Origin of the sequence: Loktanella salsilacus (genome assembly GCF_900114485.1) — a bacterium.
GTDB lineage: Bacteria > Pseudomonadota > Alphaproteobacteria > Rhodobacterales > Rhodobacteraceae > Loktanella > Loktanella salsilacus.
Genome location: NZ_FOTF01000012.1, coordinates 92376 through 112692 on the forward strand (window position 1 = coordinate 92376; position 20317 = coordinate 112692).

Genomic DNA, 20317 nt, shown 5'->3' on the forward strand with positions numbered 1-20317 from the left:
TCCTTACGCCCGGGACCAGGCGCGGGCGATGGCGCGGCCAAGGACGATGCCAGCGACGTGGCGCTTGAATGCGACGGGGCCGCGGTTGTCTTCGGTGGGGTCAATATCAGCCAGCATCGCAGCGACGGCGGCCTTGATCGCGTCCGCACCGCAGTCGGTGCCGACCAGCGCTGCGCCAGCAGCCTCGGACCACACGGGTGTATCGCTCAGGTTCGTCATCGCGATGGACGCAGCGGCGACTTTGCCGCCCTCCTTGCTGATCTGCACCGCAGCAGCGGCGGTGGCGTAGTCGCCGATTTTGCGCTTTTGCTTTTCATAAGCATGGCCGCCAACGGGCACGGCAAAGGTGATCGCGGTCAGCACTTCGTCGTCTTCGCGGGCCGTCATATAGGCGGAATCGTAAAAGTCGCGCGCCGCGACAGTACGTTCGCCCTCTGGGCCAATCAGGTGGAAATGCGCATCAAGGCACTGCATCAGGCCCGGCATATCGTTGCCCGGATCGCCGTTCGCCACATTACCGCCGACGGTGCCCATATAACGGACCTGCGGGTCTGCGATCTGCAAAGCAGCCTCTGCCATGATCGGGGCGGCGGCGGTCAGGGCCGCGTCGCCGATGATGTCATGCTGCGTGGTCATTGTGCCGATGCGGATGGTGCCGCCGTCAATGGTGATCCCGCTCAGGCCAGCGATGCCTTGCAGGTCGATCAGGTGCGGCACGTCCGCCATCCGCAGCTTCATCATCGGGATCAGGCTGTGGCCACCCGCCAGCACGCGAGCTTCGTCGCCATGCTCTTGCAGTAGGGCCAAAACGCCCTCCATGCTGGTCGGCCTATAGTATTCAAACGCCGCTGGTATCATTGCATCTCCTCCCAAATCCGCAAAGTCTTCTGCGGTCAGGCTGGCCTTTGGCCGGGGGCAATGCTTGTGAAATTCAATGAAACGCAGGGTGTTTTGCACGAATGGCGCCGTTTGGCGCACGAATGGCGATGCGCTATACGCCCAGCGTGTCGCGCACAGCCTTCAGGTGTGACCGGCTGACGGGGACCGCTGGCAAGTGCCCATCGGCAAAGCGGCACAGGCCTTGATCCTTCGTCCGCTCGAAACCTTTGACCTGCGCAGGGTTCACCAAATAGCTACGATGCGTCTTGATAAAACCCGCGTCTGACAGGCGCTTAACGGCCTCTGTGATCGGCCACGCGCAAAAGTGCTGGGCGTCGTTGGTATAGACTTTGGTGTAGTGCCCCTCGGCCCGGACAAAGGCGACTTGGACGGGGTCAATCATGTGAGTGACGCCGTGCCGTTCGCAAGGGATATGCAAAGGGCGCGGCGCGGCGATGGGCGCAGGTGCAGGTGCAGGTGCCATAGCGGCAGGTGCCGTGACGGGCGCTGACACAGATGCAGGCGGCACAAAGAACGTCACGCCCATCCACAAGAACCCGCCGAATATCACAAAGCTTGATACGATGACGCCCAGCGCCAGGGTTTCATTGCTCATGACCGGGCCGAATTCGTCCAGCGTCTGTACGGCGACGAACTGCGTATTGGCTGTCGCGATGAAATGCACCGCACAGACCGCCAAGGCAAAGCACAGGGTCCCCAGCAAGATGCTGCGATTGGTGCGCTTGCCGTAGGCCACCCAGAACGCGCCGATGCACAGCCCGATGGCCGATACCGCCGACATCGCCACCCCCAGCGGTGTATAAACCGGCTTGCACAGTTGCAGCCCAGCCATGCCAAGGTAATGCATCGCCAGAATACCGCAGCCCACCAAGGCACCCGCAGCGGACACCGTCACCGGGGTACGGTCGCGAAAGTGCAATAGCAGCAGCGCCGTGCCAACGATCAGAATCGCCAGCAAGGCCGAGGCCAGCGTCACCGCCGCGTCATAATAGAACAAAATCGGCATCTGCATGCCCAGCATGGCTACAAAATGCATCGACCAGATGCCGCCGCCCAGCGCGATGGCAGAGGCAGCAACAGACCGCTTACGCTGCGCAACGCCTTGTTTTGAAAGATCCTTTGATAGCGTTAGCCCAGTGAAACCCGCCGCTAGGGCGATCACCACAGAGGCTGCGACAAGCCAGCTATTTTGACCAACGTCCAGAAATTCCATCCGCGCTTGATGGCACCAATCTTGCGACAAATCAACGCGCTGGCGCCCACGGCAGGCGCTGCGCTTTGTCGCTACGGGCCGATACAACCTAGGGTCAGCTTAGGCCGGGCCAAATCATGCGCGATACGATCATACAAAACGCCGCCGCGTTGCCGCTGAAATGATCGCAAAACACACCTGATGTGCAACTTTCTTGCCTTATCGCAATGATCACGACGGCCGTGTTTTTTCAGCTTGCTCTCGCGCCTGTGAACGCACACAATTTCAGCTAAGCCACTGCACCAAGCCACCATCGGCTGCAGGACCGGCGCTGAAACTGGGGTTTGGTCAGCCAAACCTTTGATTGACGCAAAGGCAACGGCGCTTGGGAATTCCGGTTGTTTGGCCCCTGCTACGGCGGGCCGGCCCATATCAACGGACTGCCCCGGGCCTTGGTTTGCTGGCTGCATAAAAAACGATCAACAACAGTGAGGAGACACTAATGTCATTGAAAATTTCCGTTGCCGCAGGCTTGCTGCTGACCACGTTTGGCGTGGCCGCGCAGGCCCAGTCGCTGGTCTATTGTTCCGAAGGATCGCCCGAAGGTTTTGACCCGGCGCTTTACACGTCTGGCACGACTTTCGACGCGTCCAGCCACCCGATCTATGACCACCTGACCGAATTCAAAGTCGGCACCACAGAGGTTCTGCCCGGTCTGGCCGAAAGCTGGGACGTGTCCGAGGACGGCATGACCGTGACGTTCAACCTGCGTCAGGGCGTGAAGTTTCATTCCAACGACCAGTTCACCCCGACCCGCGATTTCAACGCGGACGACGTGATCTTTTCGTTCGACCGTCAGGGCAACCCTGAAAACCCATACAACAGCTATTCCGGCGGCACGTGGGAATACTACAGCTCTATGTCGATGCCCGATCTGGTCGGCAGCATCGAAAAGGTCGACGACTATACCGTCAAGTTCAACCTGACCCGCCCAGAAGCGCCCTTTATCGCCAACATGGCGATGGATTTCGCGTCGATCGTGTCCAAGGAATACTCTGACGCGATGATGGAAGCCGGCACGCCTGAAATGGTGAACCAAGCGCCCATCGGCACTGGCCCGTTCACGTTCCAAGCCTACCAGAAAGACGCCGTCATCCGCTATTTGCGCAACGACGACTATTTCGGTGACAAGGCCCGCGTCGAAAGCCTGATCTTTGCGATCACGCCGGACGCATCGGTGCGCTACCAAAAGGTGCAGGCGGGCGAATGCCACGTCATGGCATATCCTAACCCGGCTGACGTGCAGTCCATGAAGGACGCAGACGACGTCGTCGTGATGGAACAAGAAGGCCTGAACGTGGGCTATCTGGCCTACAACACCAACGTCGCCCCCTTTGACAACGCCAACGTGCGCAAGGCGCTGAACATGGCGATCGACAAGCAGTCGATCATCGACGTCGTGTTCCAAGGCTCTGGCGAAATCGCCAAGAACCCGATCCCGCCAACCATGTGGTCCTACAACGACGCGATCGAGGACGACCAGTACGATCCAGAAGCCGCCAAGGCGATGCTGGAAGCCGAAGGCGTGTCCGATCTGTCGATGAAGATCTGGGCGATGCCCGTGCAGCGCCCCTACAACCCCAACGCCCGCCGCATGGCAGAGCTGATGCAGGACGACATGTCCAAGATCGGCGTGAACGTGGAAATCGTATCCTACGAGTGGGGCGAGTACCTGGAGCGGTCCAAAGCTGCTGACCGTGACGGTGCCGTGCTGCTGGGTTGGACCGGTGACAACGGTGATCCCGACAACTTCTTGGCTGTGCTGCTGGGCTGCGACGGCGTTGGCAACTCTAACCGCGCCAACTGGTGCAACGAAGAGTTCGACGCGCTGATCCAGAAGGCCAAAGTCCTGCCGACGCAAGAAGAGCGTTCGGCGCTGTATGAAGAGGCGCAGGCCATCTTTAAGGACCAGGCACCTTGGGCCACCATCGCCCATTCCGTCGTCTACATGACCATGCGCCCCGAAGTGGACGGCTATGTCGTGCACCCGCTGGGTGGTCACATCTTTAACGCTGTCGGCCTGTCCGAGTAAGCGTTTCGCGTAAACCAAGGGGGCGGCATCTGGTATGCCGCCCCTTCCCTATTTTATGATGTGGAGCCTGCCCATGGCCGCAACCCTTGCTGACCGCCTCGCCGCCTATGCCGCCGTCGCCGCCCAATTGGGGGTCGATGCCATAGCGCTGGTGCCGGGACCGAATTTCACCCGCGCGGTGGACCATGCCTTTATGAGCCATGAGCGTCCTTTCCTACTGGTCATCCCCGCCAGTGGCCCTGCCGCAGCGCTGGTGCCGAACCTGGAACTGGGCAGTTGGGATCTGGTCGGCTTTGATGGGGCCGTGTTCGATTGGCGCGATCAGGACGGCTATGACGCCGCCTTTGCCGCGCTGACGCAACATCTGAACATCCGCTCGCTCGCTGTAGAGGGTCAGGTCATGCGCGTCTTTGTGCATCACGCCCTGCTGCGCGCCCAACCTGATTTGACGATCACCGACGCAGAGCGCGAGATTTCCGCCCTGCGCATGATCAAGACCCCCGCCGACCTTGCCGCCCTGCAAGAGGCGATTGATATCTCTGAACGTGCGCTGACCCGCACGCTCGACTCTGTGCGCCTTGGCCAGACCGAAAAGCAGATAGAGCAGACGCTGGTGCAGATGCTCTTTGCCGAAGGGGCCGACGATCTGTCCTTTGCCCCGATTGTGGCCGCTGGCGACGGATCGGCCCGTCCCCACGCCAAGGCGCGCAGCGATTACCATGTAAAGGCGGGCGATGCCCTGCTGATCGACTTTGGCGCGCGCAAGCATGGCTTTTGCGCCGACATCACCCGTACCGTGTTTCTGGATCACGTCACCGAGGAGGGCCGCGCGGTTTATGACGCCGTGCTGCAGGCCAATCTGGCCGGGCTTGCCGTCACCCGCGCGGGCGTTTCGGCGCATGACATCGACGACGCGGTGATTTCGGTGCTTGAAGCCACGCCCTACGCCGACCGCATCCGCACCAAGACCGGCCACGGTCTGGGCCGAGAGGTCCACGAGGCCCCCTATATCATGCGCGGTAATCCCATGGTTCTGCCAGCGGGCACCGTTTATACCAACGAGCCGGGTCTGTATCAGATCGGAAATTTCGGCGTGCGCATCGAAGATGACGTGCTGGTGACCGATGACGGATACAAGACCCTGACCCATTTCACAAAGGAACTGACGGTGCTGAAATGCTGAAATATACGCTCAGTCGGCTACTAACCTTCATCCCGACCTTTATCGGCGTCACGCTGATTTCGTTCAGCTTTATCCGCGCCCTGCCCGGCGATCCCATCGTCGTCATGGCCGGCGAACGCGGCCTGAGCGATGAACGCTACGCCGAGCTTGCCACGCAATACGGCTTTGACCAGCCGATCTATATGCAGTTTTGGGATTACCTGACTGGCGTGCTGCAAGGTGATCTTGGCACGTCCTTTGTCACAAAACGCCCGGTCTGGGACGAGTTTTTCACCCTCTTCCCCGCCACGCTAGAGCTGTCGATCTGCGCGATGATCTTTGCCATCGCCCTTGGCCTGCCAGCGGGCATCATTGCTGCCGTGAACCGGGGCAAGTTCCTAGACCGCGCGCTGATGTCCACCGCGCTGGTGGGCTATTCGATGCCGATCTTCTGGTGGGCCTTGCTGCTGATCATCGTGTTTTCCGGCAACCTTGGCTGGACGCCTGTGTCGGGCCGGATCGACCTGCTGTATTACTTTCCCAACGCCACCGGCTTTATGCTGATCGACTCTGTCGCATCGGGGCAAAGCGGTGCCTTCACCTCTGCTGTGCGGCATTTGCTGCTGCCGACCATCGTGCTGGGCACCATCCCGCTGGCGGTCATCGCGCGGCAGACACGGTCCGCCATGCTCGAAGTGCTGGGCGAGGATTACATCCGCACCGCCCGCGCCAAGGGCATGTCCCCCGGCCGTATCAACGGCGTGCACGCCCTGCGCAACGCCATGATCCCCGTGATCACCGTGATCGGCCTGTCCGTTGGCACCCTGCTGGCGGGCGCGATCCTGACCGAGACGATCTTTAGCTGGCCGGGCATCGGCAAGTGGATGGTCGATAGCATTTTCCGCCGCGATTATCCTGTCGTGCAAGGCGGCCTGCTGCTGATCGCCGTTATGGTGATGATCGTGAACCTGACCGTCGACATGCTGTATGGCGTCATCAACCCCAAAATCCGGAAGCGCTGACATGGATGATGCACTCTCTGCCGAAGCCGAAATGGTCCACGCCCGTCCGGGCCGCCTGCGGGAATTCTGGTTCTATTTTCGTGAAAATCGCGGGGCCGTCATTGGTCTGGTGATCTTTGTCATCTTTGCCATTCTGGCGGTCTTTGGCCCGTGGATCGCGCCGCATAGCGCCACGCAGCAATACCGCGCCGATACGCTGGTGCCGCCGTTCTGGCTTGAAGGTGGCAGCTATAAATACATCCTTGGCACGGACCCGCTGGGCCGGGACATGCTGTCGCGGCTGATCGTGGGTGCCCGGTTTTCCTTCTTTGTGGGCATCGTCGTTGTCACGGTCGCGGCCTCTGGCGGTATCCTGATCGGTCTGATCGCGGGCTTTGCGCCGCGGTGGCTGGACGCGATCATCATGCGGATTATGGATATCATTCTGGCCTTTCCATCCTTGCTGCTGGCCTTGGTGCTGGTCGCCATTCTGGGGCCATCGCTGGTCAACGCCATGATCGCCATCGCCATCGTGCTACAGCCGCACTACGTCCGTCTGACCCGCGCCAGCGTGTTGTCAGAGCGGCAAAAGGACTACGTCACCTCTGCCCGCGTGGCGGGTGCTGGGCTGATGCGGCTGATGTTCGTCACCGTGCTGCCCAACTGCCTTGCGCCGATCATCGTGCAGGCGGCGCTGTCGTTTTCGACTGCGATCCTTGACGCGGCCGCCCTTGGCTTTCTGGGCATGGGGGCGCAGCCGCCCACGCCAGAATGGGGCACCATGCTGGCCGAAGCGCGTGAATTCATCCTGCGCGCGTGGTGGGTTGTGACCTTTCCGGGTCTTGCGATCCTGGTCACGGTGCTGGCCATCAACCTGATGGGCGACGGTCTGCGCGACGCCCTTGATCCGAAACTGAAGCGGAGCTGAGGCCAATGACATTGCTACGCATTCGAAACCTGACCGTCGAATTCGCAACCGCCTCTGGCGCGTTCCGGGCGGTGGATTCCGTGGACCAAGATATTGGCAATGGCGAAATCCTCGCCATTGTTGGCGAAAGCGGCTCTGGCAAATCCGTGTCGATGTTGGCCGTCATGGGCCTGCTGCCTTGGACCGCCAAGATCACCGCAGACGAGGTGTCCTTTGACGGCCAAGACCTGCTGAACATGGACCCCCGCGCCCGCCGCCGGATCATCGGCAAAGACCTTGCGATGATCTTTCAAGAGCCGATGTCGTCCCTGAACCCCTGCTTTACCGTCGGTTGGCAGATCAAAGAGGCGCTGCGCTTTCACCTGAAAATGGACCGCAAAGCACGCCATGCCCGCGCGGTCGAATTGTTCGAACAGGTAGGCATTCCCGATCCGGAAAAGCGCCTGTCCGCCTTTCCGCACCAGCTGTCCGGCGGCATGAACCAGCGCGTGATGATCGCCATGGCCATCGCCTGCAAACCCAAGCTGCTGATCGCGGACGAGCCGACGACGGCGCTGGATGTGACCATTCAGGCGCAGATCCTTGATTTGCTGGCGTCCCTGCGCGATGAAACCGGCATGGGCCTCGTGCTGATCACCCACGACATGGGTGTCGTGGCCGAAACGGCTGAACGGGTCAGCGTGCAATACGCTGGCCAAAAGGTCGAAGAGCAGCCCGTCGCCGATCTGTTCAACACGCCGCACCACCCCTACACCGCCGCCTTGCTGGATGCCCTGCCCGAACGTGCCACGGCGCGTCTGCTGCCGACCATCCCCGGTGTTGTGCCCGGCCAGTTCGACCGCCCCGCAGGCTGCCTGTTCTCGCCGCGCTGCAAATTCGCGGATGCAAAGTGCAAGGCCACACCGCCCCCGCCTCTTGGCACGGACTTGGGCCATGCCCGCTGCTTTTATCCTTTGAACACAGCCGACAGGATCGCATCATGACCGACGCCCCCGTGATGACAGCGCCCTCTGCGACAGCCCCCGTCATGCAGGCGACAGCCCTGCAGCGCCACTACGAGGTCAGCGGCGGCTTTATGCGCAAGCCCCGCCTGCTCAAGGCTGTGGCTGGCCTTGATTTCCAACTGACGCCGGGCAAAACGCTGGCGGTCGTTGGCGAAAGCGGCTGCGGTAAGTCCACCCTCGCCCGCATGGTCGCCATGATCGAAGAGCCGACAGAAGGCACCCTGACGCTGGACGGCAAACCGGTATTGCCAGACGATTGGGCCGACCTGCGCCAGTCGGTGCAGATCGTGTTTCAGGACCCCTACGGATCGCTGAACCCGCGCCAACGCATCGGCACCATCCTGATGGAACCGCTGGTCATCAACACCAAACTGACCAAGGCAGAGCGCGAGGCAAAAGCCCGCGAGATGCTGCAACTGGTCGGTCTGCGGCCAGAGCATTTCGACCGCTATCCGCATATGTTCTCTGGCGGGCAACGGCAGCGGATCGCGATTGCGCGGGCGTTGATGCTGGACCCCAAGGTACTGGTGTTGGATGAGCCTGTCTCGGCGCTGGATCTGTCGATCCAAAGCGCGATCCTGAACCTGCTGACGGAACTGCAGGACCGGCTACAGCTGGCTTATCTGTTCATCAGCCACGATCTGGGCGTCGTGCGCCATGTCGCAGACGAGGTGATCGTGATGTATCTGGGCCGCGCGGTAGAGCGTGGATCGAAGGCCGCGTTGTTTGCAGCGCCCCAGCATCCCTACACCGTCGCCTTGCTGTCGGCGACGCCGCAGGCGAACCCCGGCGCGGAAAAGCGGCGGATCAAGCTGAAGGGCGAGTTGCCGTCGCCGCTGGCCGTGCCGAACGGCTGCGCCTTTGCCCCGCGCTGCTGGAAGGCGCAGGACACCTGCCGCGCCAAGACGCCAGAACTGGGCGCCGCCCCGCATTCAGCCGCCTGCTTTTTCCCCGAAAACGCCGGCTAATGCCGTGTCGCCCGGTGCATGTGCCGGGCGACACAAGCTGCCGATTTGGCACCGCAACCGCCAATCAGCGCCGCACGACCATATGTGCGAATTTGCACCCTTGAAGTTAAAAACAGCGCCCAGTGGCATTTTTTGCAACACGGCGTTATTCCACTATATCCAAACGTTATTAGATACTTATACGTCGCTCTTAATCTAAATTCGCCCAGCGAAACCGCAGCGAAATTCGCAACTGCCTGACCCGCATCTTGCGTAATTACTACGCGGCGCCCCCCCTTTCCCCCCGCAGGCGTTATCCCTTATACGCCGCCACCTCAACCATCGCGGCGGTGGTCTGGACGAAGGGATACCGATGTCACGCAGTAAGCTCTCTGGCGCGGTGCAGCGCTCTGCCCGGTCGGTTGCACCGGACCCGTCCAAACCTGACTTTGCAAAGATATCTAAGGAACACGACATGATAGAATTCGAAATCAATGGACGGAAGGTCAGCGTCGATGCTGACCCGCAGACGCCTTTGCTTTGGGCGATCCGGGATGAAATCGGCCTGACCGGCACCAAGTTTGGTTGCGGCATCGGCATGTGCGGTGCCTGCACCGTGCACATCGACGGCCAAGCCACCCGGTCGTGCATCACCGCCGTCGGCGATATCGCAGGCCTGAAGGTCACGACGATCGAAGGTCTGGACGCGGATGCCAACCACCCCGTGCAAGAGGCGTGGCGCAATCTGCGCGTGCCGCAGTGCGGTTACTGCCAGTCCGGCCAGATCATGCAGGCCGCCAGCCTGCTGCAGGACACCCCGAACCCAACGGATCAGGATATTGACGACGTGATGACCGGCAACCTGTGCCGCTGCATGACCTATCCCCGCATCCGCCAAGCCGTGCGCGAAGCGGCCACCGCAATGTCCGGAGCGCAAAACCAATGAGCAACAAACTAATGTCCCGCCTGACGACAGGCGCATCCGCCCCCGCAGCCGCATCTGCCATGACGCGCCGCGGCTTTCTGGTGTCGATGACAGCAACCGGCGTCGCCTTTGGCTTTCCGCGCGCATCCCACGCCGCGATGAACCCTGTCGCCGCTGACGGCCTGCCCGTGCAGCCCGTGGGCGACACGTTCGAGCCGACGATGTGGTACTGGATCGACACTGACGGCCAAGTGAACGTCAACATCATCCGCGCCGAAATGGGCCAGCACGTCGGCACCGCCATCGCCCGCATCCTTGCGGACGAGCTGGAAGTGTCGTGGGACAAGGTCCACATCACCCACGTCGACACCGACGAGAAGTGGGGCCTGATGGTCACCGGCGGTAGCTGGTCGATCTGGCAAAGCTGGCCGGTTTACCGCCAAGCGGGTGCTGCTGGCCGTACTGCCTTGATCGAGGCAGCAGCCGCCCAGTGGGGCGTCGATCCGGCGACCTGCACCGCGCGCGATGGCGTTGTGACCGATGGCACAAATTCGATCACCTACGGCGATCTGGTCGCCGCTGGCCTTGACCGTTCCTTTACCGAAGAAGAGCTGCAGGCGCTGACCCTGAAGCCGCACGAAGAACTGCGTCTTGTCGGCAAGGACGTCACCGCGCTGGACATCGAGAACAAGACCAACGGCAAGGCGATCTACGGCCTTGATGCCAAAGTTGAAGGCATGGTCTACGGCGTGCCGCTACTGCCGCCGACGCGCCTTGGCTCGTCCGTCACCTCTGTCGATGACAGCGGCGCGAAGGACGTCAAAGGCTACTTGCAGACGCTGACGCTAGAAGACCCCTCTGGCACCGTGCCGGGCTGGGTTGTGGTCTTGGGCGAAAGCCTGATGGCTGCGAAATGGGCGTCAGAGGCGATTGCCGTCGAATGGGCCGCAGGCGACACCGCCAACGTGAACGAAGCGCAGATCAACGACCGGTCCCGTGCACTGATCGCGGATGACACCGCGGGCAGCATTCTGCCCACGGACAACCCCGACACAACTGCTGCATTCGAAGGTGCCGCTGACGTGCTAGAGGCGGAGTATTCCACCCAGACCGTCCTGCACTTTCAGTTGGAGCCGGTGAACGCGACCGTATTCCAGAACGACGAAGGCATGTGGGAAATCCACACGGGCAACCAGTGGCAATCGCTGATCCTGCCCGTCCTGTCCGAAGCACTGGAAGCCCCGGCCGATAAGATCGTGATGCGCAGCTACATGCTGGGCGGTGGTTTTGGCCGTCGTTTGAACGGCGACTACACCGTACCTGCGGCGCTGGCGTCCAAGGCGCTTGGCGGCAAGCCGGTCAAACTGGTGTTCTTCCGCGAAGACGACGCCCAGTTCGACAGCGTCCGGTCCCCCAGCATCCAAAAACTGCGGATGGCCTTTGGCGAAGGCAACGCTGTCACCGGCATGGAACACCACGCCGCCGCTGGCTGGCCCACGGGCGTTTTGGCACCAGGCTTTATGCCCAAGGGCGTGAACGATGTGCCTTATGACCCCTTCGCCATCGACGGCGCGGACCATTGGTACAACGTCGGCGCGCACAAGGTGCGGGCGCTTGAAAACGATCTGGCCAACGCGACCTTCCGTCCCGGCTGGTTGCGGTCGGTCGGACCGGGCTGGACCAACTTTGCGGTCGAAAGCTTTATGGACGAGGCCGCCCATAAGGTCGGCACCGATCCGGTGGAGTTCCGCTTGCAGCACCTGACAGCCGAAGGCAGCAACGCCGGGTCCGCCCCGAACGCTGTTGGCGGCGCATTGCGTCAGGCCGAAGTGCTGCGCCGCGTCGCTGAAATGTCGGGCTATGGCACGGCTGATCTGCCCGCAGATACGGCGATTGGTATCGCGACAACCTTTGGCCAGTCGCGCGGTATGCCGACCTGGACCGCCGGTGCGGTCAAGCTGCACGTGGACCGCGAACGCGGTTATGTGACGGTGGAAAAGATGTGGCTGGCGTTTGACTGCGGCACGGTCGTCGATCCCGACGGCGCATTGGCCCAGTGCCAAGGCGCGGCGCTTTGGGGTCTGTCGATGGCGCTGCACGAAGGCACCATGATCGAGGACGGCAACGTCGTCGACCGCAACCTTGGCGGCTATACCCCGCTGCGCCTGATCGACACGCCAGAGCTGGAAATCGCTTTCGTCGAAAGTACCGAAGTTCCGGTGGGTCTGGGCGAGCCCGGCACCACGGTGATCGCACCCGCGATTGCAAACGCGATCTATAACGCCGTCGGCGCGCGTCTGCGCCACCTGCCGATCCGGCCCGATGATGTGCTGGCTGCACTGAAGGCGTAAAGAAAATGGGGCGTCCGTGAAAACGGGCGCCCTAAATTTATCGGCTGTGCGTTCGGGCGGTTGTCTCGAAGGCTCTCATAGGTGTCTTCAGTAAGACCGCGGCAATGAAAATTGCGCCGCCCTAGGCTTTCGGTGACGAAACGCCATTTGGCGGCTATGCTAAGTCCCAGAACGTGGATGCATCTGGAGGACGAAGATATGAACAACCTTGCTTTGACAATCGCACTCACACTGGTTGCTGGGACAGCGATGGCGGAAAGTGTGGTGGGCATCACCAAGGACCTGCCCTCAGTCACTGTGCAAACAGGGAACGGTCCGGTGATGATCGATAGGATCCAAGATACGAACAATGAGGTGAGCGGCGAATGGGCGCTTACCTCCCGTCCCTGTCCCGAGTTTTGCATTCAACCGCACAGCCCCGCGGAAGGCGTGACCACAATCGGAGAGCTGGAACTGATCGACATGTTACAGGACCCCAAGGCCGTGGTCGTGGACAGCCGCACCCGCGACTGGTTCGAGGGCGGCACGATTCCTGGCGCGATCAACATTCCCTATACCTACGTCGTGGACGAGCTGGGCCAGTTAGGATGCGAGCCGGATTTCGACGGCTGGGACTGCACGGAGGCGAAGCCCGTCGCGCTATTTTGTAACGGCGTCTGGTGCGGCCAGTCACCGACCGCGATCCGCAATATGGTCAACGCCGGATACCCCGCAGACCGCATCTCTTATTATCGCGGCGGCATGCAGGTTTGGCGCCTGCTTGGTCTGACTGTGATTGGGGGCGAGTAACGGCCCAAAACGGACAACGTCGGCGTTCAGCGCGTTGATACACCGCGCCCTGTTCTGGTGTGCTCAATCGGGTGGTCCGGTTTGAATGTTAATACATGGTCGGCCTTTGGTCTGCCGGGTTAACCACTGCCCGGCAGGTGATTTACATGCCAGCCACTGTTGTTCAGCATCCCGGTCATCATGCGGCATCCAGAACGTCCGCATTCCTAGGGCAGCGCGGTGATGTCATCGGTCAACCGCGCTTCGTCCGATAAACAGCAGGGCACCCAACGCTGCGTTGAGCGGCGCTGACCCAATGTGCGGCAGACTTTGCGCTTTGATACGGTGAGGGTCTGCCACATTTGATCCGCCATCGCGTGAACTGATCCGTCAAGAAGCCCTGCCAGCGCCTTGGGGTGCGATGCTGTCTCGTCCTGATGCGCCTGATTGAATAACGCCTTGATGTCGTCATCGCGAAACAGCCGTTCATACATGTTTCGGGTGATCGCGCCGCCATGCGCCTCTAACGCGGGAACGGTCGACTTCACGATGTCGATGGTGCGCTGGCTCAGTGCTGCTGTCATTTCAAAGCTCTCTTCGGCTGTGTTAAAAGACTATACATGTAAAAATAATACATGTATAAGGCCTGACATACAGACGCTCTGGAACATTCAAGGAAAGTACATGTATTCGCTCGATGCCAGCATAACGCGATGAGGCTAACGCGTTATACCGACTACGCTTTACGCGTCCTGATGTACCTTGCGGCCCAGCCTGACCAGTTCTGTGCGATCTCGAAAATATCTGCCGACTACGGCATTTCGCACAATCACCTAACCAAGGTTGTCCACGACCTTGGGCGCTTGGGCTTTGTGCAAAGTCTGCGGGGCCGCAACGGCGGCATTCAGCTGGCCCGCCCGGCGTCTGACATCACAGTTGGCGAGGTTGTCCGCACGATGGAAGACGACTTTACGATGGCCGATTGTGCAAATTGTATCATCGCGCCGGGGTGCGGGCTGAACCCCGTTCTAGAGGAAGCCACCAACGCCTTTCTTGCGGTCATTGATCGCTACACGTTGGCCGAGCTTTGTCGCAGCGGAACGGGATTCATGACGCTATTTCCAGCCTTTCACGCAACAAGACCGACGACCTAATCGTAACGCGATACTCATGAAGGAGTGTGAACCATGACGATGTCAGAAATATTCTTGTGGCCCGGCACAAAAGCTTGCGAACGCCTTGGCGTTGATCCTGAAGGCGAGGCTGGTCTGATCCGCTGGATGGTCAATACGCTGGTCTATCTGGTGGCGAGCCTGATCGTCGTCTGGATCGTCGTGGTGTGACCATGCCACCGCGCATCCCCGTGTCCGAGGCACAAATCGACCGTGTCGTGGCGCAGTTCTATCAACGTGTCCGGGCGCATCCAGCCCTTGGGCCTGTCTTTGCAGGACACGTTGCGGACTGGCCGGTCCATGAAGAAAAGATCGGACGGTTTTGGCGCAATGCCCTGTTGGTGCAACGATGCTATGACGGCAACCCGATGCAAGTTCACCGGGCCGCAGGCGACGTCAAAGCGCAACACTTTCCCGTTTGGCTGTCGATATTCGACGCGGTGCTGGCTGAAGAATTACCCCAGCACCTCGCACAAGCATGGTCTGCGCTGGCGCACCGGATCGGGCGCGGATTGAGCTTTGGTCTACCCCAGACCGACGACGCTGACCCGGTGCCCTACTTGGGCTGATGCGTCATCCCGCGCGAACAATGACGTTCACCAGTCGAAGTAGCGCACCAGTTGACTAGCGACGCGAAAGATATCGATCAGTTCGTCAATCACCTGATCATCCAGCATGTCAGTGTCCGGCAGGCTAGCGCGGCACCCCAGACCAACCATTTTGAAATAGGGCACCGTGGGACCGCGCACCTTAAAACCTTCTGGCAAGGCATCTAACGCTTTTCGCGTCACCAATCCTTCTGGAAAACGTTTGCTAAACTCAGGGTCATCTAACACGTCTTTCAGGCCTGCTGGATCATCAAGAAGGCGATTGCGCAATCTGGCCAACGCGTCCTTGGACGGCTGGAAAAGGGCGGCACCGGCGTAGCAGTTTCCTGGCTCGATATGCAGATAGTATCCAAAGTCTTCTGCTGGATCACCGGCATTGGCAAAGACATCCACATCCGCACGATACATCGCGCGTCCGATACGGTCCCGCGGCTCTTGGAAGAACTTGGTGAAGCTTTGCTTTGGCTTGATCCTTGTCGTCGCAACGGAATGATCGAAACGATCAGCATAGTCGTGCAGCGTTATCGCAATACCAGTAAAATTGCGCAAAGCGTCGTCGCGCTCTGTGCGGTGGTCGTCCAACCACGCTTTGCGGTTGTTCAACGCAAGTTCAGTAAGGAACGCAAATGTCTCTGGTTCTACCATTTGGCAGCCTCCTGTTTCACGGCTGACCTTAAGACGTGTCTGCGTTCGTATAGCACTCCCAACCAGACAAGTCAGGCAAACCGTCATCGGATCCTTGGCGTGAGGCCTGAAACCCATCGAAATCGGTTAAAGCGCTCTGCTCAACACCAGCATGGCACGGAATCGTTGGCGCTAGACTTGCGGGCTTGAGTTTGCCCTTTTCTTCGTGGATTCTTCTGCAGCAGCTGCGTGGTCGTCAACCTAACAGGCAGCCCTAGGCGACCTCTAGTACGCTGCGGGCCACAACGCTTGCGATCTCATGGCTACCCGGCAGGCCTTGAACGAAAGGCTTGCTGGACATCAGGAAACTGATTGCGGCCAGAAACACCCTCGGCTTGCCTTGAAACAAGCGTAAACCAAAGCCCTCAGTAAGCGCACCACGAAGCGGATCCTGCGATCTGTTGGCGTTGCTGACAGTCGCAACCTGCTCGCGCAGTGTGGCAAACGGCAAATCGTGCAGTGACATCGCGCGCTGACCCCTGGCATCAACGAGGGTGTCGAAGACCTGTCTGCCTTGCGCATTCATGACGACAAGCTGGTTGTTGTCTTCCAGCGTCCGAACCTCATACGGGTCCTCTCCCAACGCCCTGACATCCAATATCCCCGCATCCGACAATGCCAAAAGCCTCTCCATCGAGAGGGGCGGAACCGCGGCGTAGTTATCGACAAAGACCCGGCGCAATCCCCGATCAAACCGGTCCCGATCCGCGTCTGTCATAAGTGCGTATAGGTCTGAAAACGGCTCATGCATCCTCAGTATGGTGTAGCGCCAAGCAACCGTGTGCTTGCTGACACTATCGCGTTGCGTCTGCTGCAAATCCCGGCGGGCCCACACGAAGGGATCCGATTTCAAACGCTCAGCAAAGACCGCGAGCGGAAAGGTGTCAGCCGTAACACCGTTCATCATGTCCGAAGCCGCGAACGTCGGATCCGCGACATTTAGCTGCTGCATAAAGAGATGAAACAGCCGGTCGAACAGCCCCGCGCTGCCAAGCGCGCAGGCGCTTGCAATAGCGGCGTCAGTGAACACATCCAGTGGCTCATAGGGAAGCGGACAGTAGAAGTCTGTTTCGGGCAATAGGCCGTTACGAGACAGCATCGTGATACGCGTGTCGTCTTCAGCGCCATTCAGTTCAAACGACAACCCGTCATCAGAGCGCACAAAGCGACCAATGCGGCCTGCGACGGCGACAACTGCGTCAATGCCGCTTAATGATGTTCCGATGATACCAATCTTCGGCCCCACGCTATCGGTATCTATTAATCCCGACCATGGGTTGGGCAGGACGACACCATCAGGAAGATCAGGCGCGCTCCAGTCATGGCCGCTGGCGACGATAAGACGGTCGTAGGACACGGTGTCCCGGTGACCATCATAGCGTTCAAACGTAACGTCTACGCCAATAACGCTGACCGAAACGTCAATCACCTCGTGACGTTCCCTGACAACGATCCTGTGCCCCCTCTCTCGACCTTGCATCAGGATCCGTTCAAACTGGTCACGAAAGAACATTCCCAAAAGGAGCCTCGGATAAAATCCCCGCTCTGACAGCGTGTCCGTATCAACGCCGTACGGTCGCAGAAAACTGTCCGGCTGCCTTTGGAGCCACTCTAGATATGTTTCCGTCAGTGGCGGGATTTCAATGCTGCCAATATTGGCAAGCATGTCATAGGTCGCATAGTCAGGCGAATAGGGCATACCTACGCCAGCCATATTGCTCTTCTCAAAGACTGCGATGAAAAGCGGCGTATCCGACTTTACCAGTTCCATCAGGGTATAGACCCCCGTGGGCCCTGCCCCAATTATTGCGATGCTGTCATGCGTTGCTGGCCCCTTTGCGCCAGATTGCGGTGCGGGGTGGTCTGATATGCGTTCATCAAGAAGCATCGGAAAGTCCTGTGAAAGCAAATGACGTGATGCCATTCGTATGATGCAAACTTGGGAAATGATCCGTTGTTCCCGAGGTGATCGTAAGTTTCACAGGTAAGGCGACAAGTCACCGTCCTGTCCCCGAATTGACCCTGCTTGCGTCTTTCGAAAAGTGGCCATTCGCGCTTGGCGTCGCCAAGATTTTCTTCCAGCCCAGACTCTTTAAGACTTTCAACAAAAGTCTCTGCCGGGCCGGTTTTGCAGCCGGCCTATCGTCGACAGATATCTGTCGTTGAGTTGGCATCAAAAGCACCAATGAGTGGACGATCAGACACCCAACGAAGAGCCGTGGCGAGAGTATCTGTCAAAGACATCAAACGCGCCACGCGCAAGCATGACTGATCGGAAAAGATGCTCAGGATCGTGCCGGGCAGGCTGTAATTCCTACGATTCTAGTCTGCGAGTATGGTCAGCGCACCGCCTGCGTCAGCGCCCGCGTGAGACAACACCCCCCCCACCTCATCAGGACCGCCGGTGCCTGTGTCGTAGCCATAAAACATGCCGTTAGCGCCTGTACCAAAGCTTGTTCCATCCACGACTGCGCCGTTATGGGTGACCGCGAAATTACCGCCGCTAAATTCGTTTCCGGCAATCGTCATCCCAGTCACTGAAATGTTCTCTGTGATGCCCCCTGCGGTATTTGCGGTCGCAACATCAACAGACCCCGATGCAAAGTTGGCCGAGATCGTAGCCGGAACTGCATGCATTAAGTTCTTAACTCAATGCTGTTTGCCACTTTGCGGGTCGATGTTGCACAAATACAGGTTTAATTCATGTCGTGAATCCATCGTGGTAGCTGGCCCGCATGAGCAAACACATCACCTACCTATAAGACGACGAACTGGGCTGACGAAAACGCGGCAGTAAAGCGCCGCGGCTCACTGACAATCTGCTGCGATCCCAAGATGAACTGGGATTCCGAAACTTTTGGAAAGAGAGGCAGGTCAGCAGCGTGACCGCGGCCGGCGCTTACGACACGCGACTTTGACCGACAGGTCGCAGAGGTTCAGATGCGCATCGCGGTCCTGAACGGCTACACCGCTCTTGGTATTCCTGTCACGAAAGCCCTGCGATAAATCCGTCTGGGAAAGGGGAAAACCGTCCTTCAACTGATTTGCGCAACAGCGTCGTCATAAATCATTCCGCTGTTAGAGCCACACAAGGCACGGATGCCAGCGCTATTGAAAGAAGTTTAGAGCGGTCAACGATCGCCTGAAACGTCAACGATACAAGGCATCGGGTCCACCTAAATGCGACCCAAGCGAAATAGTCAAAATGGTAATCTGGCGGAGGCTCAGTCCGCACATTAATATTGCTAAGCATATAACTTTTAATGATAAAATAATCATTATTTTAAATCATACCACAGAAAGTACCACCACTCTCAGAGCGCACGGTCTCATTGGGTGGACATTAGATGGCGTCGGCCTTTACATCATAACTAAATAACTAACCCAAATGACAAACCAGTCCTTCGCGCAGACCGCAGCGATTGAAGGGACCGAGCTCAATGCGCAAGATATTGCGCGAAACGCCAATGTCAGCCTCTTGCAACTTTAGGGCAGTACAAACGGACGAAATGCGGACAAAACTGTCCTTTTTGGCGTAGTATCTATCGCTATTGGCGGCCAAACTATCCACCGCGACCTGCTAAGGTTTGGCTTTCGCCAATGTTGAGTTGCATCGTAAAAGTATGTTGCTTACTCAAAGGACATTAAATTATCGGCATCGGCATGCGGACAGCACCTTTTCTATGCAAGTCAAAAGATACTGTTGCCGTGGCGGAAGTGCGAGGAGACCGGAATGAGTGGCAGAGCAGCCCAGCAAGCAGTCATACAAGACCATGCTGCATACTTAGAGGGAACGCACAACTTCCAAGCTGATATTGAGAAGCTGGCGAACAGCGCTTTGATAGGCACTGTTCTTGAAACTGTTATGCTGGCCACAAATATGCGATTTGCGGCTGTCGCGCGCGTTACCGCTGACCGCTGGGTTGCATGTCGCACTGTTGATGAAGTCAATTTTGGTTTGTCATCGGGTGACGAAATTGAAATCCAATCGACTTTTTGCCAGTCAGTTCGCGATACATCTCAAAAGGTAATGTTTAACGATGCGGCTACTGATGATGTCTACGGTGGCCATCCAATTGCAGCTAAGTTCGGAATTTTAAGTTACGCCTCAATCCCAATTTATCGAAGTGATGGAACTTTCTTTGGCACGCTATGTGCTATCGATACTGAGCCGCGCGATGTAAAACATCCACGTGCAGTGGCAATGTTGGAGATGTTCGCCGATATTATTGGTCGGGGTGTAGATTTCCACGCGGAAGTGAGCCGGGTTTTCCATCGAGAAGTGAGCCACCTTTAAGTTATGTTTCGGGTGTCAGGCTTTGGTCAATGCATGATTGTCCTCCCTCTTTTTCTGCGCCGCTACGGCTGCACTGGCTTTGAAGCGGAAGCTGTCGTTTCCGGTCTCCAAGATGTGGCAACGGTGGGTTAGGCGGTCGAGGAGTGCGGTCGTCATCTTAGGATCGCCAAAGACGGTGGCCCATTCGCTGAAGCTCAGGTTCGTGGTGATGACGACGCTGGTGCGCTCGTAGAGTTTGCTGAGCAGATGGAAGAGCAGCGCGCCGCCTGATGCACTGAACGGCAGG

Annotated in this window: 20 protein-coding genes and 1 pseudogene; 14 read left to right on the forward strand and 7 right to left on the reverse strand. The window is 58.9% G+C overall.

Annotated features, from left to right (window positions below):
- Window positions 1-3: 3 nt before the first annotated feature.
- Together BM131_RS12305 and BM131_RS12310 are read right to left on the reverse strand one after the other, a co-directional pair.
- On the reverse strand, window positions 4-858 hold the full coding sequence (locus BM131_RS12305) for an FAD binding domain-containing protein (RefSeq protein ID WP_090189927.1): 855 nt from the start codon (window positions 856-858) through the stop codon (window positions 4-6).
- 133 nt (window positions 859-991) lie between these two features.
- Window positions 992-2113: an MHYT domain-containing protein gene (locus BM131_RS12310; protein ID WP_090189890.1), complete on the reverse strand. Its 1122-nt coding sequence runs from the start codon at window positions 2111-2113 to the stop codon at window positions 992-994.
- A gap of 481 nt (window positions 2114-2594) precedes the next feature.
- Here BM131_RS12310 and BM131_RS12315 point away from each other — a divergent pair, with 481 nt between their 5' ends.
- The 9 genes from BM131_RS12315 to BM131_RS12355 all read left to right on the forward strand — a co-directional run bounded on the left by BM131_RS12315 (window position 2595) and on the right by BM131_RS12355 (window position 13291).
- Window positions 2595-4184, forward strand: a complete 1590-nt coding sequence (locus tag BM131_RS12315) for an ABC transporter substrate-binding protein (RefSeq protein ID WP_090189892.1) — start codon at window positions 2595-2597, stop codon at window positions 4182-4184.
- Between the two features lie 73 nt (window positions 4185-4257).
- Window positions 4258-5367, forward strand: a complete 1110-nt coding sequence (locus tag BM131_RS12320; protein WP_090189928.1) for a M24 family metallopeptidase — start codon at window positions 4258-4260, stop codon at window positions 5365-5367.
- On the forward strand, window positions 5361-6368 hold the full coding sequence (locus BM131_RS12325; RefSeq protein WP_090189894.1) for an ABC transporter permease subunit: 1008 nt from the start codon (window positions 5361-5363) through the stop codon (window positions 6366-6368). The genes BM131_RS12320 and BM131_RS12325 overlap by 7 nt, the downstream gene beginning before the upstream one ends.
- 1 nt (window position 6369) lies before the next feature.
- Window positions 6370-7275, forward strand: coding sequence for an ABC transporter permease subunit (locus BM131_RS12330; RefSeq protein WP_090189897.1), 906 nt, complete (start codon window positions 6370-6372; stop codon window positions 7273-7275).
- A gap of 5 nt (window positions 7276-7280) precedes the next feature.
- Window positions 7281-8258, forward strand: coding sequence for an ABC transporter ATP-binding protein (locus BM131_RS12335; protein ID WP_090189900.1), 978 nt, complete (start codon window positions 7281-7283; stop codon window positions 8256-8258).
- Window positions 8255-9247 carry an ABC transporter ATP-binding protein gene (locus BM131_RS12340; protein ID WP_281245333.1) on the forward strand — a complete coding sequence of 331 codons (993 nt, stop codon included), beginning with the start codon at window positions 8255-8257 and terminating at the stop codon, window positions 9245-9247. Before BM131_RS12335 ends, BM131_RS12340 begins: the two co-directional genes overlap by 4 nt.
- Window positions 9248-9701: 454 nt before the next feature.
- Window positions 9702-10172: a (2Fe-2S)-binding protein gene (locus BM131_RS12345; protein ID WP_090189902.1), complete on the forward strand. Its 471-nt coding sequence runs from the start codon at window positions 9702-9704 to the stop codon at window positions 10170-10172.
- On the forward strand, window positions 10169-12502 hold the full coding sequence (locus BM131_RS12350; protein WP_090189904.1) for a xanthine dehydrogenase family protein molybdopterin-binding subunit: 2334 nt from the start codon (window positions 10169-10171) through the stop codon (window positions 12500-12502). The genes BM131_RS12345 and BM131_RS12350 overlap by 4 nt, the downstream gene beginning before the upstream one ends.
- A 198-nt stretch (window positions 12503-12700) precedes the next feature.
- Window positions 12701-13291, forward strand: a complete 591-nt coding sequence (locus tag BM131_RS12355; RefSeq protein ID WP_090189932.1) for a rhodanese-like domain-containing protein — start codon at window positions 12701-12703, stop codon at window positions 13289-13291.
- 206 nt (window positions 13292-13497) lie between these two features.
- Here the strand turns inward: BM131_RS12355 and BM131_RS12360 are convergent, their stop codons facing one another.
- Complete coding sequence (locus BM131_RS12360) at window positions 13498-13854, reverse strand: globin family protein (RefSeq protein WP_090189906.1); 357 nt, start codon at window positions 13852-13854, stop codon at window positions 13498-13500.
- Between the two features lie 129 nt (window positions 13855-13983).
- On the opposite strand from BM131_RS12360, the gene BM131_RS12365 reads away from it, so the two are divergent.
- From BM131_RS12365 to BM131_RS12370, 3 genes are read left to right on the forward strand one after another with little or no spacing between them, the layout of a single operon-like run.
- Entirely contained in the window at window positions 13984-14424 is a 441-nt protein-coding gene (locus BM131_RS12365; RefSeq protein ID WP_090189907.1) for an RrF2 family transcriptional regulator, read from the forward strand.
- A gap of 33 nt (window positions 14425-14457) precedes the next feature.
- Window positions 14458-14613 (forward strand): hypothetical protein, encoded by a 156-nt coding sequence (locus BM131_RS20270; protein ID WP_175499316.1) that lies wholly within the window; start codon window positions 14458-14460, stop codon window positions 14611-14613.
- A 2-nt stretch (window positions 14614-14615) separates the two neighbouring features.
- Entirely contained in the window at window positions 14616-15011 is a 396-nt protein-coding gene (locus tag BM131_RS12370) for a group III truncated hemoglobin (protein ID WP_090189909.1), read from the forward strand.
- Window positions 15012-15038: 27 nt separating this feature from the next.
- Here BM131_RS12370 and BM131_RS12375 read toward each other — a convergent pair whose 3' ends face one another.
- The 3 genes from BM131_RS12375 to BM131_RS12385 form a co-directional block, all read right to left on the reverse strand.
- Complete coding sequence (locus BM131_RS12375; RefSeq protein WP_090189910.1) at window positions 15039-15695, reverse strand: DUF2461 family protein; 657 nt, start codon at window positions 15693-15695, stop codon at window positions 15039-15041.
- 253 nt (window positions 15696-15948) lie between these two features.
- Complete coding sequence (locus tag BM131_RS12380; protein WP_090189912.1) at window positions 15949-17658, reverse strand: FAD/NAD(P)-binding protein; 1710 nt, start codon at window positions 17656-17658, stop codon at window positions 15949-15951.
- Between the two features lie 398 nt (window positions 17659-18056).
- Window positions 18057-18371: a hypothetical protein gene (locus tag BM131_RS12385; RefSeq protein WP_090189915.1), complete on the reverse strand. Its 315-nt coding sequence runs from the start codon at window positions 18369-18371 to the stop codon at window positions 18057-18059.
- 261 nt (window positions 18372-18632) lie between these two features.
- Here BM131_RS12385 and BM131_RS19970 point away from each other — a divergent pair.
- Together BM131_RS19970 and BM131_RS12390 are read left to right on the forward strand one after the other, a co-directional pair.
- Window positions 18633-18740 (forward strand): annotated as a pseudogene (locus BM131_RS19970) (IS5/IS1182 family transposase); the annotation flags it as partial.
- A 727-nt stretch (window positions 18741-19467) separates the two neighbouring features.
- On the forward strand, window positions 19468-20031 hold the full coding sequence (locus tag BM131_RS12390; protein WP_245754230.1) for a GAF domain-containing protein: 564 nt from the start codon (window positions 19468-19470) through the stop codon (window positions 20029-20031).
- 15 nt (window positions 20032-20046) lie between these two features.
- On the opposite strand, the gene BM131_RS12395 is transcribed toward BM131_RS12390, so the two are convergent.
- Window positions 20047-20317 (reverse strand): ATP-binding protein (locus tag BM131_RS12395; RefSeq protein ID WP_175499320.1); only part of this gene is annotated, 271 nt, incomplete at its 5' end.